The organism is Stenotrophomonas sp. ASS1, assembly GCF_004346925.1.
Taxonomy (GTDB): Bacteria; Pseudomonadota; Gammaproteobacteria; order Xanthomonadales; family Xanthomonadaceae; genus Stenotrophomonas; species Stenotrophomonas maltophilia_A.
The window spans coordinates 3,462,021-3,483,372 of sequence record NZ_CP031167.1 but is presented as its reverse complement, the minus strand read 5'-3'; the positions used below and the strand labels follow the sequence as shown (position 1 = coordinate 3,483,372).

At 66.9% G+C, this 21,352-nt stretch carries 23 protein-coding genes and 1 tRNA gene; 21 read left to right on the top strand and 3 right to left on the bottom strand.

Annotated elements, in window-relative coordinates; all coding sequences use genetic code 11:
- The first annotated feature begins 56 nt into the window (after positions 1–56).
- Complete coding sequence (locus tag MG068_RS16225; RefSeq protein ID WP_049422904.1) at positions 57–1,271, top strand: cation:proton antiporter; 1,215 nt, start codon at positions 57–59, stop codon at positions 1,269–1,271.
- Positions 1,272–1,326: 55 nt separating this feature from the next.
- Positions 1,327–1,968, top strand: a complete 642-nt coding sequence (locus MG068_RS16220) for a hypothetical protein (protein ID WP_049422905.1) — start codon at positions 1,327–1,329, stop codon at positions 1,966–1,968.
- A 133-nt stretch (positions 1,969–2,101) separates the two neighbouring features.
- Here the strand turns inward: MG068_RS16220 and MG068_RS16215 are convergent, their stop codons facing one another.
- A complete protein-coding gene (locus MG068_RS16215) occupies positions 2,102–2,845 on the bottom strand; it encodes a DUF3011 domain-containing protein (RefSeq protein ID WP_032128536.1) in 744 nt (247 codons plus the stop codon).
- A 158-nt stretch (positions 2,846–3,003) separates the two neighbouring features.
- Between MG068_RS16215 and aspS the strand changes: the two genes are divergently transcribed.
- The 18 genes from aspS to queC all read left to right on the top strand — a co-directional run bounded on the left by aspS (position 3,004) and on the right by queC (position 19,598).
- A complete protein-coding gene (gene aspS, locus MG068_RS16210; protein ID WP_010481582.1) occupies positions 3,004–4,755 on the top strand; it encodes an aspartate--tRNA ligase in 1,752 nt (583 codons plus the stop codon).
- A 16-nt stretch (positions 4,756–4,771) separates the two neighbouring features.
- Positions 4,772–5,101, top strand: a complete 330-nt coding sequence (locus MG068_RS16205) for a DNA primase (RefSeq protein WP_121504682.1) — start codon at positions 4,772–4,774, stop codon at positions 5,099–5,101.
- A gap of 31 nt (positions 5,102–5,132) precedes the next feature.
- Positions 5,133–5,654, top strand: coding sequence for a GNAT family N-acetyltransferase (locus MG068_RS16200; RefSeq protein WP_032128533.1), 522 nt, complete (start codon positions 5,133–5,135; stop codon positions 5,652–5,654).
- Positions 5,655–5,729: 75 nt separating this feature from the next.
- On the top strand, positions 5,730–6,362 hold the full coding sequence (locus MG068_RS16195; protein ID WP_032128532.1) for an esterase/lipase family protein: 633 nt from the start codon (positions 5,730–5,732) through the stop codon (positions 6,360–6,362).
- A gap of 162 nt (positions 6,363–6,524) precedes the next feature.
- On the top strand, positions 6,525–7,256 hold the full coding sequence (locus MG068_RS16190) for a YebC/PmpR family DNA-binding transcriptional regulator (RefSeq protein ID WP_032128531.1): 732 nt from the start codon (positions 6,525–6,527) through the stop codon (positions 7,254–7,256).
- A gap of 105 nt (positions 7,257–7,361) precedes the next feature.
- Positions 7,362–7,883, top strand: a complete 522-nt coding sequence (gene ruvC, locus MG068_RS16185; protein WP_032128530.1) for a crossover junction endodeoxyribonuclease RuvC — start codon at positions 7,362–7,364, stop codon at positions 7,881–7,883.
- A gap of 13 nt (positions 7,884–7,896) precedes the next feature.
- Positions 7,897–8,490: a Holliday junction branch migration protein RuvA gene (gene ruvA / locus MG068_RS16180; RefSeq protein ID WP_005410756.1), complete on the top strand. Its 594-nt coding sequence runs from the start codon at positions 7,897–7,899 to the stop codon at positions 8,488–8,490.
- Positions 8,491–8,538: 48 nt separating this feature from the next.
- A complete protein-coding gene (locus MG068_RS16175; protein ID WP_132810660.1) occupies positions 8,539–10,458 on the top strand; it encodes a potassium transporter Kup in 1,920 nt (639 codons plus the stop codon).
- A 698-nt stretch (positions 10,459–11,156) separates the two neighbouring features.
- A complete protein-coding gene (gene ruvB / locus MG068_RS16170) occupies positions 11,157–12,197 on the top strand; it encodes a Holliday junction branch migration DNA helicase RuvB (protein ID WP_010481595.1) in 1,041 nt (346 codons plus the stop codon).
- Positions 12,187–12,618: a tol-pal system-associated acyl-CoA thioesterase gene (gene ybgC, locus MG068_RS16165; protein WP_071229045.1), complete on the top strand. Its 432-nt coding sequence runs from the start codon at positions 12,187–12,189 to the stop codon at positions 12,616–12,618. The genes ruvB and ybgC overlap by 11 nt, the downstream gene beginning before the upstream one ends.
- Before the next feature lie 10 nt (positions 12,619–12,628).
- Positions 12,629–13,408: a protein TolQ gene (gene tolQ, locus MG068_RS16160; protein WP_006438802.1), complete on the top strand. Its 780-nt coding sequence runs from the start codon at positions 12,629–12,631 to the stop codon at positions 13,406–13,408.
- Between the two features lie 24 nt (positions 13,409–13,432).
- Complete coding sequence (gene tolR / locus MG068_RS16155) at positions 13,433–13,861, top strand: protein TolR (protein WP_049400778.1); 429 nt, start codon at positions 13,433–13,435, stop codon at positions 13,859–13,861.
- Positions 13,851–14,906 (top strand): cell envelope integrity protein TolA, encoded by a 1,056-nt coding sequence (gene tolA, locus MG068_RS16150; protein WP_005410750.1) that lies wholly within the window; start codon positions 13,851–13,853, stop codon positions 14,904–14,906. The genes tolR and tolA overlap by 11 nt, the downstream gene beginning before the upstream one ends.
- Before the next feature lie 284 nt (positions 14,907–15,190).
- Positions 15,191–16,510, top strand: a complete 1,320-nt coding sequence (gene tolB / locus MG068_RS16145; protein WP_032128528.1) for a Tol-Pal system beta propeller repeat protein TolB — start codon at positions 15,191–15,193, stop codon at positions 16,508–16,510.
- A 64-nt stretch (positions 16,511–16,574) separates the two neighbouring features.
- The gene (gene pal, locus MG068_RS16140; RefSeq protein WP_032128527.1) at positions 16,575–17,093 is read left to right on the top strand and encodes a peptidoglycan-associated lipoprotein Pal; all 519 of its coding nucleotides are present in this window, start codon (positions 16,575–16,577) and stop codon (positions 17,091–17,093) included.
- Between the two features lie 3 nt (positions 17,094–17,096).
- The gene (gene ybgF, locus MG068_RS16135; RefSeq protein WP_071229043.1) at positions 17,097–17,915 is read left to right on the top strand and encodes a tol-pal system protein YbgF; all 819 of its coding nucleotides are present in this window, start codon (positions 17,097–17,099) and stop codon (positions 17,913–17,915) included.
- A gap of 237 nt (positions 17,916–18,152) precedes the next feature.
- Positions 18,153–18,854, top strand: coding sequence for a 7-carboxy-7-deazaguanine synthase QueE (gene queE, locus MG068_RS16130; RefSeq protein ID WP_071229042.1), 702 nt, complete (start codon positions 18,153–18,155; stop codon positions 18,852–18,854).
- A gap of 78 nt (positions 18,855–18,932) precedes the next feature.
- Positions 18,933–19,598, top strand: coding sequence for a 7-cyano-7-deazaguanine synthase QueC (gene queC, locus MG068_RS16125; protein WP_049422913.1), 666 nt, complete (start codon positions 18,933–18,935; stop codon positions 19,596–19,598).
- 52 nt (positions 19,599–19,650) lie between these two features.
- On the opposite strand, the gene MG068_RS16120 is transcribed toward queC, so the two are convergent.
- A complete protein-coding gene (locus MG068_RS16120) occupies positions 19,651–20,607 on the bottom strand; it encodes a DUF2268 domain-containing putative Zn-dependent protease (RefSeq protein ID WP_132810659.1) in 957 nt (318 codons plus the stop codon).
- Between the two features lie 179 nt (positions 20,608–20,786).
- On the opposite strand from MG068_RS16120, the gene MG068_RS16115 reads away from it, so the two are divergent.
- Positions 20,787–20,862: transfer RNA gene (locus tag MG068_RS16115), tRNA-Lys, on the top strand.
- Positions 20,863–20,937: 75 nt separating this feature from the next.
- Here the strand turns inward: MG068_RS16115 and MG068_RS16110 are convergent.
- Positions 20,938–21,255, bottom strand: a complete 318-nt coding sequence (locus tag MG068_RS16110; RefSeq protein ID WP_049463266.1) for a hypothetical protein — start codon at positions 21,253–21,255, stop codon at positions 20,938–20,940.
- Between the last annotated feature and the right edge of the window lie 97 nt (positions 21,256–21,352).

The following is a 21,352-nucleotide window of genomic DNA, read 5'->3' as shown; positions in this document are numbered from 1 at the left end:
CCGGATCGGTTCGGCGCGCGCATCCTGCGCGCGTTCGAATCACACGGAAGTCCCCCATGAGCCATGAACTGATCTACCTGCTGCTGATCTTTGCGCTGCTGGTGATCCCGCGCGCGCTGCAGCGTTTCAGCCTGCCCGCGCCGCTGACCTGCCTGCTGTTCGGCATCATCGGCATGCTCTGGCTGGGCGACCAGGCGCACGACGCAGTGATCGGTCTGTTGGCCACACTGGGCATTTCCTCGCTGTTCCTGTTCGCCGGCCTGGAAGTGGATCTGCAGGCGCTGCGCCGTGGCATGTGGCCGCTGCTGGCGCATCTGGTGATCCGTACCGGCACGCTGTTCGGTGTGGGCTGGCTGGCCTGGCGCTACGCGGGGCTGCCGTGGCAGGCCGCCGGCCTGCTGGCGCTGGCGCTGTTGACGCCGTCCACCGGCTTCATCATGGATTCGCTGTCGCGGCTGGGCCTGAGCGAGGACGAGCGGTTCTGGGTGACCAGCAAGGCCATCGCTGGCGAACTGCTGGCGCTGGCGGCGTTGTTCATCGTGCTGCAGGCCGGCGACCCGGGCCACATGGCGCTGTCCAGCCTGGCGCTGCTGGCGATGATGATCGGCCTGCCGCTGCTGTTCATCGCGCTGGGCCGCTGGGTGGCGCCGCATGCGCCGGGCTCGGAGTTCTCGCTGCTGGTGATGGTGGGCATGGTCGCGGCCTACATCACCTATCTGCTGGGCGTGTATTACCTGGTCGGTGCGTTCATCGCCGGTCTGGTCGCGCGCCTGCTGCACCAGCGCATGCCGCTGCTGGCCTCGCATGAGAACCTGCACGCGCTGCGCCTGTTCGCTTCGTTCTTCGTGCCGTTCTATTTCTTCAATGCCGGCACCAAGGTGCCCAGCGAAGCACTCAGTTTCGAGGCGCTGGGGCTGGGCATCGTGATCACCCTGGTGGTGCTGCCGCTGCGCATCGGCGTGGTCTGGCTGCAGCGCCGGGTGATGTTCGGCGAGAGCTTCCGCAGCAGCCTGAGGGTCTCGCTGGCGTTGGCCCCGACGCTGATTTTCACCCTGGTGCTGGCCGCGATCATGCGCGAGCGTTTCCAGATTCCGGCGGTGCTGTTCGGCGCGCTGCTGCTGTATGCCGCACTGACCACGCTGCTGCCGTCGCTGGTGTTCCGCACGCCGTTCGATGTCGATCCGGTTGAACAGGAACCTGCGGGTGAAGGCGAAGCCGCGCCGGTGGCGGCCACCGAAACGCTGCCAGCGGCATCTGCAGTCGATCGCTGAGCGGATGCTGCGCGTGCGGTTTGCGCACTTCGGCCATGGCCGTTAGGGTTGGGGCATGAAACTGCCTGCCGTTGTCACCGCTTCCGCCCTCCTGCTCAGCCTTGCTGCGTGTTCGCAGCGCTCCGATACGGTCGCCCATGATCTGGCGACCGCACCGGCCGATGCCTTCATGGCCGCCATCGCCGCGCATTGCGGCCAGGCTTATGCCGGCAAGGTAGTGGAGGACACGCCGGCACCGACCGGCAAGGATCCGTTCGCCGGGCAGCGCCTGGTCATGCATGTGCGCGGCTGTGCCGATCCGGCGCACGAGCTGCGCATCCCGTTCCATGTCGGCGATGACCACTCGCGGACCTGGGTGCTGACCCGTACGGAAACCGGCCTGCGCCTGAAGCACGACCATCGCCACGAAGACGGCAGCCCCGACGCGATCACCCTCTACGGTGGCGACAGCACGCCGCCGGGCACCGCCGAGCGCCAGCAGTTCCCCGCCGACGCCGATTCGGTGGCGATGTTCCGCCGCGCCGACATGCTGGCCTCCACGCACAACACCTGGGCGATGGAGATTGATCCCGACCAGACCTTTGTCTACGAGCTGACCCGCCCGGAGGGCCGCCGCTTCCGCGTGCAGTTCGACCTGAGCAAGCCGGTTGCCCTGCCGCCTGCACCGTGGGGCGACGATAAAGCGTCCGCCCCGTGATCACAGGGTCGGATCCCTCCTGCGGAGGGCCTCGACCCCAGAAAGGCCCTCAGTAGATCCACGCCATGCGTGGATGCGGGATACCGGACCGGGATCAGAGCCCTGGCCGTCGGCAAGGGATCCGACCGTGTGCTTACCGCGTACCGAAACGCGCGCGGCAGCCGTTGCTCACCCACACCTGGCCACGTGAGTAGCCCCAGCTGCGGCCTTCCTGGCAGGCACTGCCGGACAGCTGCTGCTGCAGCACCGGGCGGCCCTGGCGCTCATCCCAGTCGCAGGTCTGCGAGCGGTTGTTGTTGCTGCTGCAGGTAACCGAGTAATTGCTGTTGCCGCCGCCCCAGCCACCGCCACCACCGCCCCAGCCGCGGGCTTCGGCGAATTCGGCACGGCAGCCGCCACTGACCCAGACCGCGCCGTTGCGCACGCCCCAGGTACGCCCTTCGTTGCAGGGGCTGCCGGACAGCTGGCGGACCAGGCGGGCATTGCGCCAGCCGACCGGGCAGCTGCGCTCACGGTTGTTCTGGCTCTCGCAGCGGATGGTCTCGCCGGGCCGGCCGTTGTTGCCGCCCCAGCCACCGCCATTGCCGCCGCCCCAGCCACCGCGGGCCTCGACGAATTCCGCGCGGCAACCGTTGGTGACCCAGATGCTGCCGTTACGGCTGCCCCAGGTGCGTCCTTCATCGCAGTCCGAGCCGGACAGCTGGCGCACCAGCTGCGCATTGCGCCAGCCGGTGTTGCAGACCCGTTCGCGGTTGTTCTGGCTTTCGCAGCGGACCACGCCGCTCTGCGCATGCGCGGAAGGGGCGGGCAGGGCAAGGGTGCCCGCGGCACCCAGGCTGAGGGTTACGGCCAGGCTGGCCAGGGACAGCGGTTTCATGGCGGCATCCCATACGGTGGCAGGTGCCCGACTATAGGGAGGGGGGCGATCAAGCCGGTGTGACTGGCCGGATTTGCCCCGGCCGGGGCCTCGGCCGCAGAATACGAGGCTTTCCGGCCCCCATCCGGTGCCGGCGTTCTCCAGCGGAGCTTCCCCCCATGCGTACCCACTTCTGCGGCCTGGTCGATGAGACCCTGATTGGCCAGACTGTCACCCTCGCCGGCTGGACCGACGTGGCCCGTAACCAGGGCGGCGTCTGCTTCATCGATCTTCGAGATCATGAAGGCATCGTGCAGGTGACCGTGGAAGTCGACAACGCCGACGTGTTCGCCGTGGCCGCGTCGCTGGGCTACGAGGACGTGCTGCAGGTGGAAGGCGTGGTGCGTGCCCGCCACGCGGTGAACGACAAGATGCGCACCGGCAAGGTGGAAGTGATCGCCACCGCCATCACCGTGCTGAACAAGGCCGCGCCGCTGCCGTTCCACGCCCACGAGAATCCGGGCGAGGAAACCCGCCTGAAGTACCGCTACCTGGATCTGCGCCGCCCGGAAATGCAGCGCATGCAGCGCACCCGCATCAAGCTGGTGCAGGCCCTGCGCCGCCATCTGGACGAAAAGGGCTTCCAGGACATCGAGACCCCGATCCTGACCAAGGCCACCCCGGAAGGCGCGCGTGACTTCCTGGTGCCGGCGCGCATGCACCCGGGCGAGTTCTACGCCCTGCCGCAGAGCCCGCAGCTGTTCAAGCAGATCCTGATGGTGGCCGGCTTCGACCGCTACTACCAGATCGCGCGCTGCTTCCGCGACGAGGCCCTGCGTGCCGACCGCCAGCTGGAATTCACCCAGCTGGACATGGAATTCGCCTTCGTCCGCGAGCGCGACGTGCAGGACTTCGTCGAGGACATGATCCGCGCCATCTTCAAGGAAGTGGTCGACGTCCAGCTGGATGCCAGCTTCCCGCGCATGACCTGGGCCGAGGCAATGCGTCGCTACGGCTCGGACAAGCCGGACCTGCGCATCGCGCTGGAGCTGGTCGACGTGGCCGAGCTGGTCAAGGACAGCGAGTTCGCCGTGTTCACCGGCCCGGCCAATGACGCCGAAGGCCGCGTCGCCGCGCTGCGCATCCCGGGCGGTGCAGCGCTCAGCCGCAAGCAGATCGACGAATACGCAGCGCATGCCGCCAAGTACGGCGCCAAGGGCCTGGCCTACATCAAGATCGCCGACAACGGCGAAGTCAGCTCGCCGATCCAGAAGTTCTTCAGCGAGGAATCCTTCGCCGCGCTGGTCGCCCATGTCGGCGCCGGTAACGGTGACATCGTGTTCTTCGGCGCCGGTGGCTACAACAAGGTCTCCGACTTCATGGGCGCGCTGCGCCTGAAGGCCGGCAAGGACTTCGGCCTGGTCGCCGACGGCTGGGCACCGCTGTGGGTCACCGACTTCCCGATGTTCGAGTGGGACGAGGAAGAACAGCGCTACGTCGCCCTGCATCACCCCTTCACCGCACCGGCTGTGGACGACATCGCCGACCTGCGCGCCAATGCCCGTACCGCCGTTTCGCGCGGTTACGACATGGTGCTCAACGGCAATGAAATCGGCGGCGGTTCGATCCGTATCCATCGTCCGGACATGCAGAGCGCGGTGTTCGAACTGCTCGGCATCGGTGCCGAAGAGGCCCGCGCCAAGTTCGGCTTCCTGCTCGACGCGCTGAACTACGGCGCGCCGCCGCACGGTGGCATCGCCTTCGGTATCGACCGCATCGCCGCGCTGATGGCCGGCACCGAGTCGATCCGCGACGTCATCCCGTTCCCGAAGACCACTGGTGCACAGGATCTGATGACCGACGCGCCGTCGCCGATCGTCGACGCGCAACTGGCCGAAGTGCACATCCAGGTTCGCCCCAAGACCAACTGATCAGGAGATCCAGGCAATGACCGAGTTTGCGTTTTCGCTGGAGTGGGAAAAGCTGGGCAATGAAGGCTCCGAGGCCACCCTGGTCACCGAGCGTGCGCGCGTGTTCGGTGGTTGGCTGGTTCGCGTCGGAACCAACCCGGCGGCGATGGCCCTGACCTTCGTCGCCGACGGCGAAGGCCGTTGGGACGGTGAAGACTTCGGCGTCGAGGATTACGAGGACGACGAAGAGGAAGAGTACGACGAGGACGAGGAAGGCGAAGAAGAGGACGAGGACGAAGAGGAATACGAGGAAGAGGACGAGGAAGAAGAAGCGGAATCGGAATCGGAATCGCCTGAAAAGGCTTGACCCGCGCTTCGCCCTGACGTCAACTTCCTGCATGTATTCGATCCGCCGCGCCACCGTGGACGACGCGCCGACCCTGTCGGCGCTGGCTGCCCGCACGTTCACCGAAACCTTCGGCCATCTGTATCCGCCGCAGGACCTGCAGGCCTTCCTCGAGGAGGCCTACACGGTCGAGCGCCAGCGCGTGATCCTGGCCCACCCGGATTACGCGGTGTGGCTGCTGGAGCTGGACGGGGAGGCGGTCGGCCATGCCGCCGCCGGCCCCTGTGGCCTGCCGCACCCGGACGTGAAGCCCGGTGACGGCGAACTCAAGCGGCTGTACCTGATCAAGACGCAGCAGAGCTGCGGCTGGGGCAGCCGCCTGCTGGAAACCGCGCTGGCCTGGCTGGAACACGAAGGCCCGCGCACGCTGTGGCTGGGCGTGTGGTCGGAGAACTTCGGCGCACAGCGTTTCTACGCCCGCTATGGATTCGAGAAGGCCGGCGAGTACCTGTTCCCGGTCGGTGATACCCAGGACCTCGAGTTCATCCTGCGCCGCGCACCGCGCGCGACCTGACGTTCACCGCCGCTTGCTGCGCGCGCGTGTTCAATCACCGTACGTTTCCGCCCCGCTGACCGCCAGGCTGTTTGCATGACTCCCCCCGTATTGCTGCTGCATGGCATCTGGAATGCCCGTGCCTGGGTCGGGCCGCTGGCCTGGCGCCTGCGCGCGCGTGGTTTCCAGGTGCACGCGTTCGGTTACTCCTCGGTGTTCGGTGGCCCCGACGTGGCCGTGCCGCAGCTGCTGGAGCGGCTGGCCGATGCCGGCCCGTTGTCGCTGGTCGGCCACAGCCTGGGGGGATTGCTGGCGCTGGAGGCCTTGCGCCGCCAGCCGCAGCTGGATGTGCAGCGCGTGGTCTGCCTGGGCTCGCCGCTGCGCGGCAGTGGCACTGCGCGTTCGCTGTCCGAGCACGGCTGGGGCCTGGCGTTGGGGCGCAGCAGCGATCTGCTGCTCGATGGCCTGCCGGACTGGCAGGGCAGGGCCGAGGTTGGCCTGATCGCCGGTTCGGTGCCGCACGGCCTGGGCAGCCTGCTGGGCGCCATCGACGACGCCTCCGACGGTACCGTGGCCCTGGCCGAGACACGCCTGCCGGGCCTGGCCGACCATTGCGTGGTACGTACCAGCCACAGTGGCCTGGTGGTATCGCCCGATGCCGCGCGGCAGACCGCGCATTTCCTGCGCCACGGCCAGTTCGATCACAGCCGCGACGCCGCCGCCGCATGATTGAGTAGGTGCGACCGGCCTGCCTCGGTGGGTGCGAACCGTTGGTTCGCACGCTCTCCGCCGGGCATGACCTGGCGGCATCCCTCCGCCCTAGACACGGTTGCCGCCCCCGATCAGGTAGAATCCGCGCCTTGATCCTGAAGCAGCCAGACGGTAGCACCCATGGGTAGAGGCCCCTCCATCGAAGCCCGCAAGAACGCGTCCGACGCGAAGCGCGGCAAGATTTTCACCAAGATCATCCGCGAGATCGGCGTTGCCGCGCGCGGCGGTGGAGGCGACCCCAACAACAATCCGCGCCTGCGCGTGGCCGTGGACAAGGGCCTGGCCGTGAACATGTCCAAGGACGTGATCGAGCGCGCCATCAAGAAGGCTACCGGTGAACTGGAAGGCGTCGATTACGAGGAAATCCGCTACGAGGGCTACGCCCCGGGTGGCGTGGCCGTGATCGTCGACTGCCTGACCGACAACCGCGTGCGCACGGTGGCCGATGTCCGCCATGCGTTCAGCAAGTGCGGCGGCAACATGGGCACCGAAGGCTCGGTCGCCTTCATGTTCAAGCGCCTGGGCGTGCTCAGCTTCGCCCCGGGAGCCGACGAGGAAGCCATCACCGAAGCGGCCATCGAGGCCGGCGCCGATGACATCGTGGTCTACCCGGACGACGGCTCGATCGACGTGGTCACCAGCCCTGACGCGTTCAACGCGGTCAAGGATGCGATGGCCGCCGCTGGCCATGTCGCCGACCACGCCGAAATCACCTTCCGCGCGGACAACGACATCAAGGTCGAGGGCGAGGTTGCCCTGCAGGTCAAGAAGCTGCTGGACATGCTTGAAGACCTGGACGACGTGCAGGACGTGTACTCCAACGCCGAACTCGGCGCCGACGCCTACGCCTGAGCCGTCCTCGACGGCCTGGGCGCGGGCCGTTGAACGGTCACCGCGGACAGTCATGAGCCCATACGCCTGCCAGCGCCTCCCGTTCCGCCCCGCCAGGAGTGCAGCATGACCCGCATCCTCGGCATCGACCCCGGTTCGCAGCGGACCGGGGTCGGCATCATTGATGTCGACGCCACCGGCCGCGTCAGCCACGTGCACCACCAGCCGCTGGTGCTGCTCGGCGCCGACGATTTCCCGCAGCGCATGAAGCTGCTGGTGCTGGGCCTGGCTGACCTGTGCCGCGAGTACCAGCCGCAGGAAGTGGCCATCGAACGCGTGTTCATGGCCCGCAACCCCGATTCGGCGCTGAAGCTGGGCCAGGCCCGTGGCGCGGCCATTTCCGCCGTGGTGCTGCGTGACCTGCCGGTGCACGAATACGCCGCCAGCGAGATCAAGCTGGCGGTGGTCGGGCGCGGTGGCGCCGAAAAGCAACAGGTTCAACACATGGTCGGGCTCATGCTCAACCTGAAAACCAAGCTGCAGGCCGACGCGGCCGACGCGTTGGCAGTGGCGATCACCCATGCCCACGTAAGGGCAACGGCCAACCGCCTGGGGCTCAGTGCCCGCCAGGCGTGGGGCCGCAAATGAGGAGCTGCACGCAATGATCGGTCGACTGCGCGGCATCGTCGCCTACAAGGCGCCGCCGTGGCTGGTGGTGGACGTGAACGGAGTGGGCTACGAGCTGGAGGCGCCGATGAGCACCTTCTACGACCTGCCCGAGCTCGGCCGCGAGGTTACCCTGTACACCCATTACTCGCAGAAGGAAGACAGCGTCTCGCTGTACGGCTTCCTGCGCGAAGGTGAGCGGCGCCTGTTCCGCGACGTGCAGAAGGTCAGTGGCATCGGCGCGAAGATCGCGCTGGCCGTGCTGTCCGGCGTCACCGTCGAGGAATTCGCGCGCATGGTCCAGGCCGGTGACATCACCGCGCTGACCCGCATTCCGGGCATCGGCAAGAAGACCGCCGAGCGCATGGTGCTGGAGCTGCGTGACCGCGCGGCGCAGTTCGGTGCCGGCGGCGCGCTGCCGACCGGCAGCGGCCCGGCCCCGGCCGATCCGCTGTCCGATGCCACCGTGGCCCTGCAGCAGCTGGGCTACAAGCCGGCCGAAGCGGCGCGCATGGCCCGCGATGCCTTCAACGAAGGTGACGAAGTGGCCACCGTGATCCGCAAGGCGCTGCAGTCGGCACTGCGCTGACCCGCCTTCCTTTCCCCAACCCACCGCCTGAGCTTCGCCAGGAGTCCCATGTCCAGCAGTCAAACCCCGCACGCGGCCGCCCCAGGCGGTCATGGTCACGCCCCTCCAGCCGGAGGCCTCGCGCTGATCATCGGTGCGATCGGCGTGGTCTTCGGCGATATCGGTACCAGCCCGCTGTACACCCTGAAGGAGGCGTTCTCGCCGCACTACGGGCTCAACAGTGACCACGACACCGTTCTGGGCGTGCTGTCGCTGGCGTTCTGGGCGTTGAACATCGTGGTCACGCTGAAGTACGTGACCATCATCATGCGCGCCGACAACGACGGCGAGGGCGGCATCATGGCGCTGATGGCGCTGACCCAGCGCACGCTGCGCAACGGGTCGCGCTCGGCCTATGTGGTCGGCATCCTCGGCATCTTCGGTGCCTCGCTGTTCTTCGGTGATGGCGTGATCACCCCGGCGATCTCCGTGCTTGGCGCGGTCGAGGGCCTGGAGGTGGCCGCGCCCGGCCTGCATGCCTTCATCGTGCCGATCACCGTGGTGGTGCTGCTGATGGTGTTTGCCGCGCAGCGCTTCGGTACCGAAAAAATCGGCAAGGCATTCGGCCCGATCACCTCGGTCTGGTTCATCTCGCTGGCGGCGATCGGCATCTACAACATCGTCGACGCACCGGAAGTGCTGAAAGCCTTCAACCCGTGGTGGGCGATCCGCTTCTTCATGGAACACAGCTGGCACGGCATCTTCATCCTTGGCGCGGTGGTGCTGGCGGTGACCGGTGGCGAGGCGCTGTACGCCGACATGGGTCACTTCGGCGCCAAACCCATCCGCCACGCCTGGTATTTCTTCGTGCTGCCGTGCCTGGTGCTGAACTACCTGGGGCAGGGCGCACTGGTGCTCAACCACCCCGAGGCGCTGAAGAACCCGTTCTTCGAGGCGGTGCCGCCGTGGGCGCTGTACCCGATGATCATCCTGGCCACGATGGCGGCGGTGATCGCGTCGCAGTCGGTCATCACCGGTGCGTTCTCGGTCTCGCGCCAGGCCATGCAGCTGGGTTACATCCCGCGCATGCGCATCAAGCACACCTCGCACGACACCATCGGCCAGATCTACATCCCGGGCATCAACTGGGGTATCGCGGTGATGGTGATCGGCCTGGTGCTGGCCTTCCGCAGCTCGTCGAACCTGGCCGTGGCCTACGGCATCTCGGTGTCGGCCACGATGCTGATCGATACCCTGCTGCTGGCCTTGGTCGCCCGCTCGCTGTGGCCGAAGGCGCGCGCCTGGCTGCTGCCGCTGTGCGTGGTGTTCTTCATCATCGACCTCGGCTTCGTCATCGCCAACGGCGCCAAGCTGCTGCAGGGTGCATGGTTCCCGGTGGTGCTGGGCATCTTCCTGTTCACCATGATGCGCACCTGGCGCCGTGGCCGCGAGCTGCTGCGCGATGAGATCCGCAAGGACGGCATCCGCCTGGACACCTTCCTGCCAGGCCTGATGCTGGCGCCGCCGGTACGCGTGCCGGGCACCGCCGTGTTCCTCACTGCCGACCCGACCGTGGCCCCGCATGCGCTGATGCACAACCTCAAGCACAACAAGGTGCTGCACGAGCGCAACGTGTTCCTGCACGTGGAAACCCTGCCCATTCCCTATGCGATGGAAGGGCAGCGGCTGAAGATCGAATCGGTGGGCGACGAGTTCTACCGCGTCTACGTGCGCTTCGGTTTCATGGAGACCCCGGACGTGCCGCTGGCGCTGATGCGCTCGTGCGACCACGGCGGCATCTACTTCGACCCGATGGACACCACCTTCTTCGCCAGCCGCGAAACCATCGTCGCCACCGCCAACCGTGGCATGCCGATCTGGCGTGACAAGCTGTTCGCCCTGATGCATCGAAACGCCGCGCCGGCGACGGGCTTCTTCCGGATCCCGGGCAACAGATTGGTGGAACTGGGCGCGCAGGTGGAGATCTAATCTCCACCTGCGCTACGTCCCACGATTTGCTGCGCAAACCGTGGGTCCCGCGCGCATTCCACCTTATCCCCGCGCCTGTCGGCGCGCCCCCTTGAAACGCAGGCGCCTTGGGCGCTGGCGTTCCGCGCATTCCACCTTATCCCCCCCGCCTGTCGGCGCGCCCCCTTGAACAACAAGGGGGCTCCACTTGCGGAGATGCCGCGCGCTTGAAGCTTGGCCCACTCTGCTCTCCAGTTTCCTCCACGCCTGGATCTATCGTGTCGACCAAGGTCGGCACCTACCAAAGCAGAATGCCGTTCCGACAGGCCGCAGGAAACTGTCGAAGGCGGGGTGGGTCCGGTTGCGGGGGCGTGAGCCGCATGGGCCCGAGGCATGCCTCGGGCGGGTTGGGCAGGACGCCCAACCCCGGTCTTGCCGTGTGCGCAGGATTGCGCACACGAGCAAGCGGCGACCGAGCTCACATGGGTGAGGGCGCTTTGCTTGCGAAGCACTGCTTCGCAAGCGCCCGAACGCCCAGCCGCCAGCGGCTGGGCCGGGCCCCGGAGGGGTACTTGCAGCGTCCCCCGCAAGCGGACCCACCCCGCCATTCCCCAGGAAGCCCGCTTCGGCTGTTGCTCTGGATGTTGCCGTTGCCGTTGCCTCTGCGGGTGCCGGGCGCAGACCGGCCGAAACCCGCGCTTTTGCCGCATAATCAGCACATGACCGACGACCGCATCATCGGCGCCGGCGCCACCCGCGAGGATGACGCCGCCGACGCCAGCATCCGCCCCAAGCGCCTTGCCGACTACCTCGGCCAGGTGCCGGTGCGCGAGCAGATGGAGATCTACATCCAGGCGGCCAAGGGGCGCGGCGACGCGCTCGACCATGTGCTGATCTTCGGGCCGCCCGGTCTGGGCAAGACCACCCTCAGCCATGTCATCGCCAACGAGCTGGGCGTGGCCCTGCGGGTCACCTCCGGCCCGGTGATCGAGAAGGCCGGCGACCTCGCCGCGCTGCTGACCAACCTGCAGCCGCACGATGTGCTGTTCATCGACGAGATCCATCGCCTGTCGCCGGTGGTGGAGGAAGTGCTGTACCCGGCGATGGAAGATTTCCAGATCGACATCATGATCGGCGAGGGCCCTGCCGCCCGCTCGATCAAGATCGACCTGCCGCCGTTCACCCTGATCGGTGCCACCACCCGTGCTGGCCTTCTGACCGCGCCGTTGCGCGACCGCTTCGGCATCGTCCAGCGCCTGGAGTTCTACAGCGTCGAGGAGCTGACCCGGATCGTGCGCCGCTCGGCAGCCATCCTGGCCATCGACTGCACCGCCGATGGCGCCGGCGAGATCGCACGCCGCGCGCGTGGCACCCCGCGTATCGCCAACCGCCTGCTGCGCCGCGTGCGCGACTATGCGCAGGTGAAGGCCGGCGGCCACATCGACGAGGCCGTGGCCCAAGCCGCGATGAAGATGCTCAAGGTCGACCCGGAGGGCTTCGACGAGCTTGACCGGCGCCTGCTCAAGACCATGGTCGACTACTTCGACGGCGGCCCGGTCGGCATCGAATCGCTGGCGGCGGCGCTGTCTGAAGAGCGCGGCACGCTGGAAGACGTGGTCGAGCCGTACCTGATCCAGCAGGGCTTCCTGGTGCGCACCGCGCGTGGCCGCATGGCCACCCACAAGGCCTACCGGCACATGGGCCTGAAGCCGAAGAACCCGCCGCAGGACCTGTTCGCGGAGGTTCCCGATGTCGGTTGAGCCCCGATTCAGTTGGCCGACACGCATTTACTGGGAAGATACCGACGCAGGTGGCGTGGTCTACCACGCCCGCTACGTGGCCTTCATGGAACGGGCCCGGACCGAATGGATGCGTGCGCTGGGCTACGGCCAGGAGCGCATGCGCGCCGAGCACGGGATGGTCTTCGCGGTGCGCTCGATGCAGATGGATTTCATCAAGCCGGCACGGCTGGATGACACCCTGCAGGTGAGTGCCCGCCTGGTCCAGCTGAAGAAGGCCAGCATGGTCTTCGACCAGCAGATCCTGCGCGACGGCGAGCTGCTGCTGTCGGCGCAGGTCCGCATCGCCGCACTGGAAGCGGCCAGTTTCCGCCCGCGTGGCATGGACGAGGCCGTCCTTGCCGTGCTGCAACCCCACCTCCACCCCGAATCCGAACACTGAGGAACAACGGATGATCGCAACGCTCCTGGCCCTGCAGGCCACGGTCACCGAGGCACTGCCGGCCGATGTCAGCAATGCCGCGACACAGACCCTTGCCCAGGCCACCACTGGCGGCGGCATCAACTACCTCGAACTGATGGCCAAGGCCAGCCTGCCGGTGAAGATCATCGTGCTGCTGCTGCTGGTCGGCTCGTTCGTCAGCTGGGTGATCATTTTCCGCAAGGCCCGCGTGTTCAAGCAGGCCACCCGCGAAGCCGACGAGTTCGAGAACCGCTTCTGGTCCGGTGCGGACCTGGGCAAGCTGTACAGCTCGGCCACCGACCGCAGCCGCAATGTCGGCGGCCTGGAAGCCATCTTCGAAGCCGGCTTCCGCGAGTACACCCGCCTGCGCGACAAGCGCCGCCTGGACGGTCGTGCCCAGCTGGAAGGCGCACAGCGTGCCATGCGCACCACTTACACCCGCGAAGTGGACCAGCTTGAGCGCAACCTGGAACTGCTGGCCAACATCGGCTCGACCGCGCCTTACGTGGGCCTGGTCGGTACCGTGTTCGGCATCATGGTGACCATGCACGACATGATCAGCAGCGGTGCGCAGGCCGGCATCGCCGCCGTCGCGCCGGGCATCTCCGAGGCACTGTTCGCCACCGCCATCGGCCTGTTCGTGGCGATCCCGGCGGTGTGGGCCTACAACCGCTTCACCACGCGCGTGGAGCGCATGTCGGTGCGGTTCGAGACCTTCGCCGAAGAGTTCAGCTCCATCCTGCAGCGCCAGAGCGCTGGCGACGAGTAAGCGCCTGACCCGGGAGTCCAAGCCATGTCCGCTGCCATCGGTCGCCGCAAGCGCCGCAAGCTGAAATCGGAAATCAACGTCGTTCCCTACATCGACGTCATGCTGGTGCTGCTGATCATCTTCATGGTCACCGCACCGCTGCTCACCCTGAGCTTCGACGTCGACCTGCCGCAGTCCAACGCCAAGGCGCTGGAGAGCAAGCAGGATCCGGTGATCGTCTCGGTGCGCCAGGACGGCCAGCTCAGCCTGAAGCTGCCCGACGCCAAGGACCCGACCGCCGTGTCGGCCGAGGAACTGGAAGGCCGTCTGGCCGGCATCGCCGCCCAGGACAAGGGCGTGCGCGTGATCGTCGCCGCCGACCGCGCCGTGGCCTATGAAAAGGTCATTGCTGCGATGGATGTGATCAAGCGCGCCAAGGTAGACAAGGTAGGCCTGGCCACCGATGCACGCTGACGCCCTGCCACCCCCGCATCAGCGCGAACCCGGCTGGGGCCTGCCCCTGGCGCTGGCGTTGCTGGTGCACCTGCTGGTCGCGCTGGTGTTCATCGTGGCCTGGTTCTGGTCGCCCGAGCGCAACACCGATGCCGCCGCCGGCGACCCCTCGGTCGAGGCCAGCCTGGCGCTGTCCGCGTCCGAGGCCTCCGCCGCGCGCCAGGCCCTGCGCCAGTCGGAGAAGCTGGAAGACCTGCCGCCGCCGGTGGCCGAGCCGATCCCGGTGCCGGAAGACACCATCCCGCCGCCGCAGCCGATTCCCGAGCCGCGCCCGCAGGACGCCCCTACGCCGCAGCAGCAACAGGCGCAGGAGCGTGTCGCGCAGCCGGACACCAAGGACCAGGAAGCGGTGAGCGCGCTGGCCATCTCGCAGGAGAAGGCCAAGCAGGAACAGGAAGCCAAGCGCCGCCAGGAACAGATCGACCTGACCGAACGCAAGCGCCAGGAAGAAGCGGAGCAGAAGCTGCGCCTGGCCAAGCAGCAGGAAGCGGACGAAAAGAAGAAGCAGGCCGAGCAGGAGCGCGTGGCGGCTGACAAGGCCGAGGCCGAGAAGCAGAAGAAGATCGCCGAGATCCGTGCCCGCCGCGAGCAGGCCGAGAAGGAAGCCAAGCTGGCCGAGCAGAAGCTGCGCCAGGTGGCAGCCGCGCGTAATGCTGCCGGCAGTGCCGCTGCCGGTTCCAGCGGTGCCTCCCAGCCGGCCGCCGGTGGCGGTGGCAACAGCGATGATCTTTCGGCCAAGTACGCGGCCGCGATCCAGGCCAAGGTGCTGTCGCAGTGGGTGCGCCCGGATACGGTGCCGCTCGGCCAGCGTTGCCAGATCACCATCACCCAGATTCCGGGGGGCACGGTGATGCAGGCCAAGGTCAGCCCGAACTGCCCGTACGACGAGGCCGGCAAGCGTTCGATCGAGGCCGCCGTGCTCAACGCGCAGCCGCTGCCGTACCGCGGCTTCGAGTCTGTGTTCGCACGCACGCTCAACTTCACCTTTACTGCCCAGGATCGCTGAGGCGGGCAGGGCAAGGTGGCTCTCGGGTCACCTCCGCCCACGGATGTCGCGCTTGCCTCTGGCGGGCCCGGTTTCAGCCGGGCAGGCTGGGGGCTGCTGTGGAATACCACCCTGCGGGGCGGTGTGGCCGGGGCAGGCGGTGCGATGTTAGCCACGACGTTAACGGTGCGTGAGAGGACGGGCTGGAACTGACCCGGAATTCACGTACCCTTGGTTCATGATTGCGAAGCGGTTCACTCCCGCTTTGTTATCCCTCGTTCCGGTTTCCCCCTATTGAGCGCTCCATGAAAAAGATGCCTCGCTGGCTTGCCGTGTTTGCGGCCCTGTTGCTGCCCTTTGCTGCCGTCGCGCAGCAGAAGGGGCTGGATATCGACATCATCGGCGGCAATGCCTCCGCGCTGCCGATCACCATCGTGCCGATGCCCTACCAGGGTTCGGCGGCTGCACCGCAGACCGACGTCGCCGGCGTGGTCCGCGCCGACCTCGAGCGTTCGGGCCAGTTCCGCACGCTGCCGGAAGCACAGATCGTCGAAAAGCCCGTGCGGGGCGGCGACATCCAGTTCGCCACCTGGCGCGCGCTGAAGCAGAACTACATCGTGGTCGGCCGCGTGCTCGACGCTGGTGCCGGCGCCTACCGTGTCGAGTACGAACTGTTCGACGTACCGAAGGGCGAGCGCCTGCTGGGCCTGGCGATGACCGCCCGTGGCAACGCCATGCGTGACGTCGCCCACCAGATGGCCGACGCCATCTACGAGAAGATCACCGGTGTCCGTGGCGCCTTCTGGACCCGCATCGCCTACGTGACCGCCAGCGGCAAGGGCGACGCCATGCGCTACGCGCTGATGGTGGCCGACTCCGATGGCTACAACCCGCAGACCATCGTGCGTTCGGCGGAGCCGCTGCTGTCGCCGTCGTGGAGCCCGGATGGCAGCAAGCTGGCCTACGTCAGCTTCGAGCGTGGCAATTCGGCCATCTACATCCAGAACATCGGCACCGGTGCGCGTGAGCTGGTCACCAGCTTCCGCGGCATCAACAGCGCCCCGGCGTTCTCGCCGGACGGCCGCAAGCTGGCCCTGACCCTGTCGCGTTCGGGTAACCCGGAAATCTACGTGATGGACCTGGGCAGCAAGCAGCTGACCCAGCTGACCAACCACTTCGCCATCGATACCGAGCCGACCTGGGCACCGGACGGCAGCGCGGTGTACTTCACCTCCGACCGCGGCGGCCGTCCGCAGGTCTACAAGGTCGGTGCGGGCGGCGGCAGCGCCGAGCGCGTGACCTTCCAGGGCAACTACAATGCCAAGCCCTCGGTGTCCTACGATGGCAAGAAGATCGCCGTCGCCCAGGGCTCGGGCAACAGCTACAAGATCGCGATGATGGACAGCTCGCTGGGTTCGCCCCGCTGGAGCACGCTGTCCCCGGGTTCGCTGGATGAATCTCCGAGCTTTGCGCCCAACGCAAGCATGGTGTTGTACGCCGCCCGCGAGGGTGGCCGTGGTGTGCTGTACGCCGTTTCTGCCGATGCGCGCGTGCGCCAGCGGTTGGTTCTGGCTGACGGAGATGTGCGCGAACCGGCATGGTCCCCATACCGTACCCAGCGCTAAAAGAGTGTTAATATTTTCGCTGTCTTGAACCCCTCATCGGCCTAGGAGCCACAAAGGTATCGCCATGAACAAGTCCACCCGCGTTCTGCTTGTTTCCCTGCTGTCTGTGGCCGTCCTGGCCGGTTGCTCGAAGAAGGTGAAGGAAGAGCCGGCAGCCCCGGTTGACACCGGCACCTCGACCACCACCCCGACCGCTCCGTCGACCTCCGGCCTGTACGGCCCGGGCGACCTGGACACCGACGCTTGCCTGCGCCAGCGCGTTGTCTACTTCGACCTGGACAAGGAAGACGTGAAGCCGGAATTCCAGGCCATCATGGCGTGCCACGCCAAGTACCTGCGTGACCGTCCGTCCTCGCGCATCACCCTGCAGGGCCACACCGACGAGCGCGGTTCGCGCGCGTACAACCAGGCCCTGGGCGAGCGTCGTGGCAACGGCGTCAACTCGGCCCTGCAGGCCAACGGTGGCTCGGCTTCGCAGCTGACCGTCGTGTCCTACGGTGAAGAGCGTCCGGTCTGCACCGAGTCGAACGAGTCCTGCTGGTCGCAGAACCGTCGCGTCGAAATCGTCTACACCGCGCAGTAATCCATGCGTATTGGCATCAAACTGATGCTGGTCGTTGCGGCAGCCCTCGTGGCTGCCGCACCGGCGCATGCACAGCGACAGAGCCTGGCCGACCGCGTTGGCGCGATCGAGCAGCAGATGTACAACAACAGTGCCAACCAGGACCTGTTGAACCAGATCAATCAGCTGCGGCAGCAGGTCACCAGCCTGCAGGCCTCGATCGAGCAGTTGCAGCACGACAACGCCCAGCTCAAGCAGTCCGCCCAGGACCAGTACCTGGATCTGGACAGCCGCCTGAACCGGTTGGAAGGGGGCAATGCCGCCCCGGCCCTGCCGCCCGTTCCGGCGAGCGCGCCGAAGGCCGCCCCGGCCCCGGCAAAACCCGCAGCGGCGGCCACTTCCGAGCGGCCGCCTTCCGTCCATGGTGATGCCGGCAGCCTTGCCGCCACCGGCGACGAGCGCACCTCCTACAACGTCGCCTTCGATTCGCTGAAGGCCGGCAAGTACGATGATTCGGCGCAGCTGTTCCTGAGCTTCCTGCAGCTGTACCCGAACGGCGTCTACGCGCCGAACGCGCTGTACTGGCTGGGCGAGAGCTACTACGCCACCCGCAATTTCCCGATGGCGGAGGCCCAGTTCCGTGAACTGCTCTCGCGCTATCCGACCCACGACAAGGCCGCTGGCGGCCTGCTCAAGGTCGGCCTCTCGCAGTATGGCGAGGGCAAGGTCGACCAGGCCCAGCAGACGCTGGAGACCGTCGTGGCGCAGTACCCTGGCTCGGACGCCGCGCGCACCGCGCAGGACCGCCTGCAGTCGATCCGCCTCGGCAAGCAGATCCGCTGATCCGCTGACCGGGCGTACAATACGTGTCCTGTAGAGCCGAGCCCACGCTCGGCTGCTTTCGTTTCCGGACCGGCAAACCCGCCCGGATCCGGTAGCGCCGGGCCATGCCCGGCGGCTTGCATTACCGGCTGGGCCACACCCGACCGGCTTCAGTTGTAGAGCCGAGCCATGCTCGGCTGCTTTCGTTACCGGCCACGGTAGCCCACCCGCCACGTGTCCCACCAAGAAGTCCCCGCCATGACCGCCGTTACCTCGTCCAGCGCCGCCGCCACGCCCAGTGAGATCGTGCAGTCGCCCCTGCCACGCCTGAAGATCACCGAGATCTTCACCTCGCTGCAGGGCGAAGCCGATACCGCCGGCTGGCCGACCGTGTTCGTGCGCCTGACCGGCTGCCCGCTGCGTTGCCAGTACTGCGACACCGCCTATGCCTTCCATGGCGGCACCTGGTGGGACATCGACGACATCGTGGCCGAGGTGCTGGCCCAGGGCGTGCGCCACGTCTGCGTGACCGGTGGCGAGCCGCTGGCGCAGAAGCGCTGCCTGGTGCTGCTGCAGAAGCTGTGCGATGCCGGCATGGACGTCTCGCTGGAAACCTCCGGCGCGCTGGACGTGAGCGCCGTGGACCCACGCGTATCGCGGGTAGTCGACATCAAGACGCCGGGCTCGGCCGAAGCCGCCCGCAACCGCCTGGAAAACCTGCCGCTGCTGACCGCGCGCGACCAGATCAAGTTCGTCATCTGCAACCGCGAGGATTACGACTGGGCCAAGGCGATGGTGGCCGAGCACGATCTGGTGAAGCGTTGCACCGTGTTCTTCTCGCCGAGCAAGGGTGAGATCACCGCGCGCCAGCTGGCCGACTGGATCGTCGAGGACCGGCTGCCGGTGCGCTTCCAGATGCAGTTGCATAAAATCCTGTGGAACGATGAGCCGGGCCGATGAGCCCAGGCAGCGTTCCCTGATGTAGCTCCGGCGCGGGACAGCGTGCTGGCTTTCCCCTCCCAACCGGATGTTTTACCCATGAAGAAGGCAGTCGTGCTTCTCTCCGGCGGCATGGATTCAGCCGCCGTCATCGCCATGGCCCAGGAACAGGGCTTCGCCGTGCATGCCCTGAGCGTGCGCTACGGCCAGCGCCATACTTCCGAACTGGATGCTGCCGCCCGCGTGGCCAAGGCCCAGGGCGTTATCGCGCACAAGACCGTGGACGTGGACCTGCGCAGCATCGGCGGCTCGGCGCTGACCGACGACATCGACGTGCCCGAGGCCGGCGGTGCCGGCATTCCGGTCACCTACGTGCCGGCGCGCAACACCATCATGCTGTCGCTGGCGTTGGGCTGGGCCGAAGTGCTCGGTGCCAACGACATCTTCTGCGGCGTCAACGCCGTGGACTACTCTGGCTACCCGGACTGCCGTCCCGAGTTCGTGGCCGCGTTCCAAGCGCTGGCCAACCTGGCCACCAAGTCGGGCGTGGAAGGCGCGGGCATCAAGGTGCACGCACCGCTGCAGTTCCTCAGCAAGGGCCAGATCGTCAGCGAAGGCGTGCGCCTGGGCGTGGACTTCGGCCTGACCGTGTCCTGCTACAACGCCGACGCCAACGGCGCCGCCTGCGGCCACTGCGATGCCTGCCGCCTGCGCGCGCAGGGCTTCACCGAAGCCGGCGTAGCCGACCCGACGCTGTACGCCTGACCGCGCAATCACTCTCTCGGTGGGTGCGAACCGTTGGTTCGCACTCCTTGGCCTACCGCTGCCGCAACCACCCCGACGCGTCAATAAACGCCCGCACTTCCTCCGGATCGGCATAGTCCAGTTCGATCATCCGCGCGATCGCCGCCTTCTCATCGGCCTGCTGCCGCATGTACCCCTGCGCGATGCGATACCCGGCGTAGTACCCCACATCACTCACCCCGAACGGATTGCGGGCGCTGTTGTAGAGCCAGTTGTCGAGATTTTCCCCGTTCATCTCAGCAATGAAGCGCGTGCGGATTTCCGCTTCGTGTGTTGCGCCGTAGTCGTAGAAGGGTAATGCCGGCCGGCGCCCACTGATGCGCTCCGCTACATACTCGGCCACACCCTCGCGCACCGCGTACTGGGCCAGGCTGCCGGTGGTCTCGCGCTGCTGCGTATGCACGTACTCGTGCAGGTTGTTCTGCGCGTTGTTCGCCCCCGGGCGGCTGTCGTAGAAGATCCGCAGGCGGCTGCGCATCGGCTCCGGCAGCTCGCTCACGTCCACGCGCTCATCGCCCAGCGCCATCTCCGCTCCGATCAGCACCTTGTCACCCAGCGTCGTGCCGCCGGTACGCAGAACACCGACCGCATAGGTGATGTTGGCGGGGCGCAGGGCGGGGTAAAGCTCCCGGAACGCAGCCAGGTCCCGTTCCAGGGTGGTGCTGGCCTGCTGCGCGTTGGCGGTCAATGGCCGTACCGACGTCCAGAAGCGCGGCCACGTACGCATGGCCGTGGCGTATTCGCGGGCGGTGTAGTTGCGCACCTGCATCAGCGCATGCAGGCCGGGGCTGCCTGGATCGATGTAGCGCTCCTGCACCAGTGCGACCTGGCGTTCAACGTCGGGCTCGGTGCGCACGGCGTCATAGGTAGCCCAGAAGCGGCCGATATCATCAGTGACGACCTGCGGCGGGGCGGCCAGTGCTGCGCAGGGCACCAGCAGGGCGGCAATGAGGCAGAAGGGCAGGCGCATCCGTGGCTCCGGGGAAGGATCACAGATGGGATGCGACGGAGGCCCGGAAGGTTTAAGCCGGCGGCCCAGATCGGGGTAGTGCCGGCCGCTGGCCGGCAACCTCGACGCACCAGGGTTTCACCCGGCCCGGCAAAGTAGGGTAGAATGCCCACCCCGCCGAAAGGCTGGGGCAGTGCAATGGGCCGTTAGCTCAGTCGGTAGAGCAGAAGACTTTTAATCTTTTGGTCGAAGGTTCGAATCCTTCACGGCCCACCATTGCATCCAATGACCCAGGTCATTCAGAAAGGCACCGCAATGCGGTGCCTTTTTTGTGGCGCTCGTCCAGGTCAACTACTTCGTCCGCGCATTCTTCGCTTTAGCCGCCGCCGCGTCGGCAGCCTCCTGTGCGGCCGTTGCTGCCGCATTCGCAGAACGTGCCGCCTCCGCTCTTGCCGCCTCGAAATAGGTGAGCCGCTGCAGACTGGTTCTGCGTTCCAGTTCCATTGCTGCGGCGAAGCTCTCCGGATGCTTTGCAGCACAGGCCTCCTGCACCAGTTGCACGGCACGATCAGACAGCCCGGGCTGGATGTTGCCGAGCAGGCAATCGGCATACGGTACGGGCGCGGCCGGGCTGGCGGCCAGCGCGGCGATGAGCACGGCACTCAACATGCAAACCTCCTTGTAGGTTTCGAAGGGACTGGCGACCAGCCCGTCCCAAGTATGGACCGGTTCTGGGTACAACGGCGGGTACGCCGGCCGGATATCC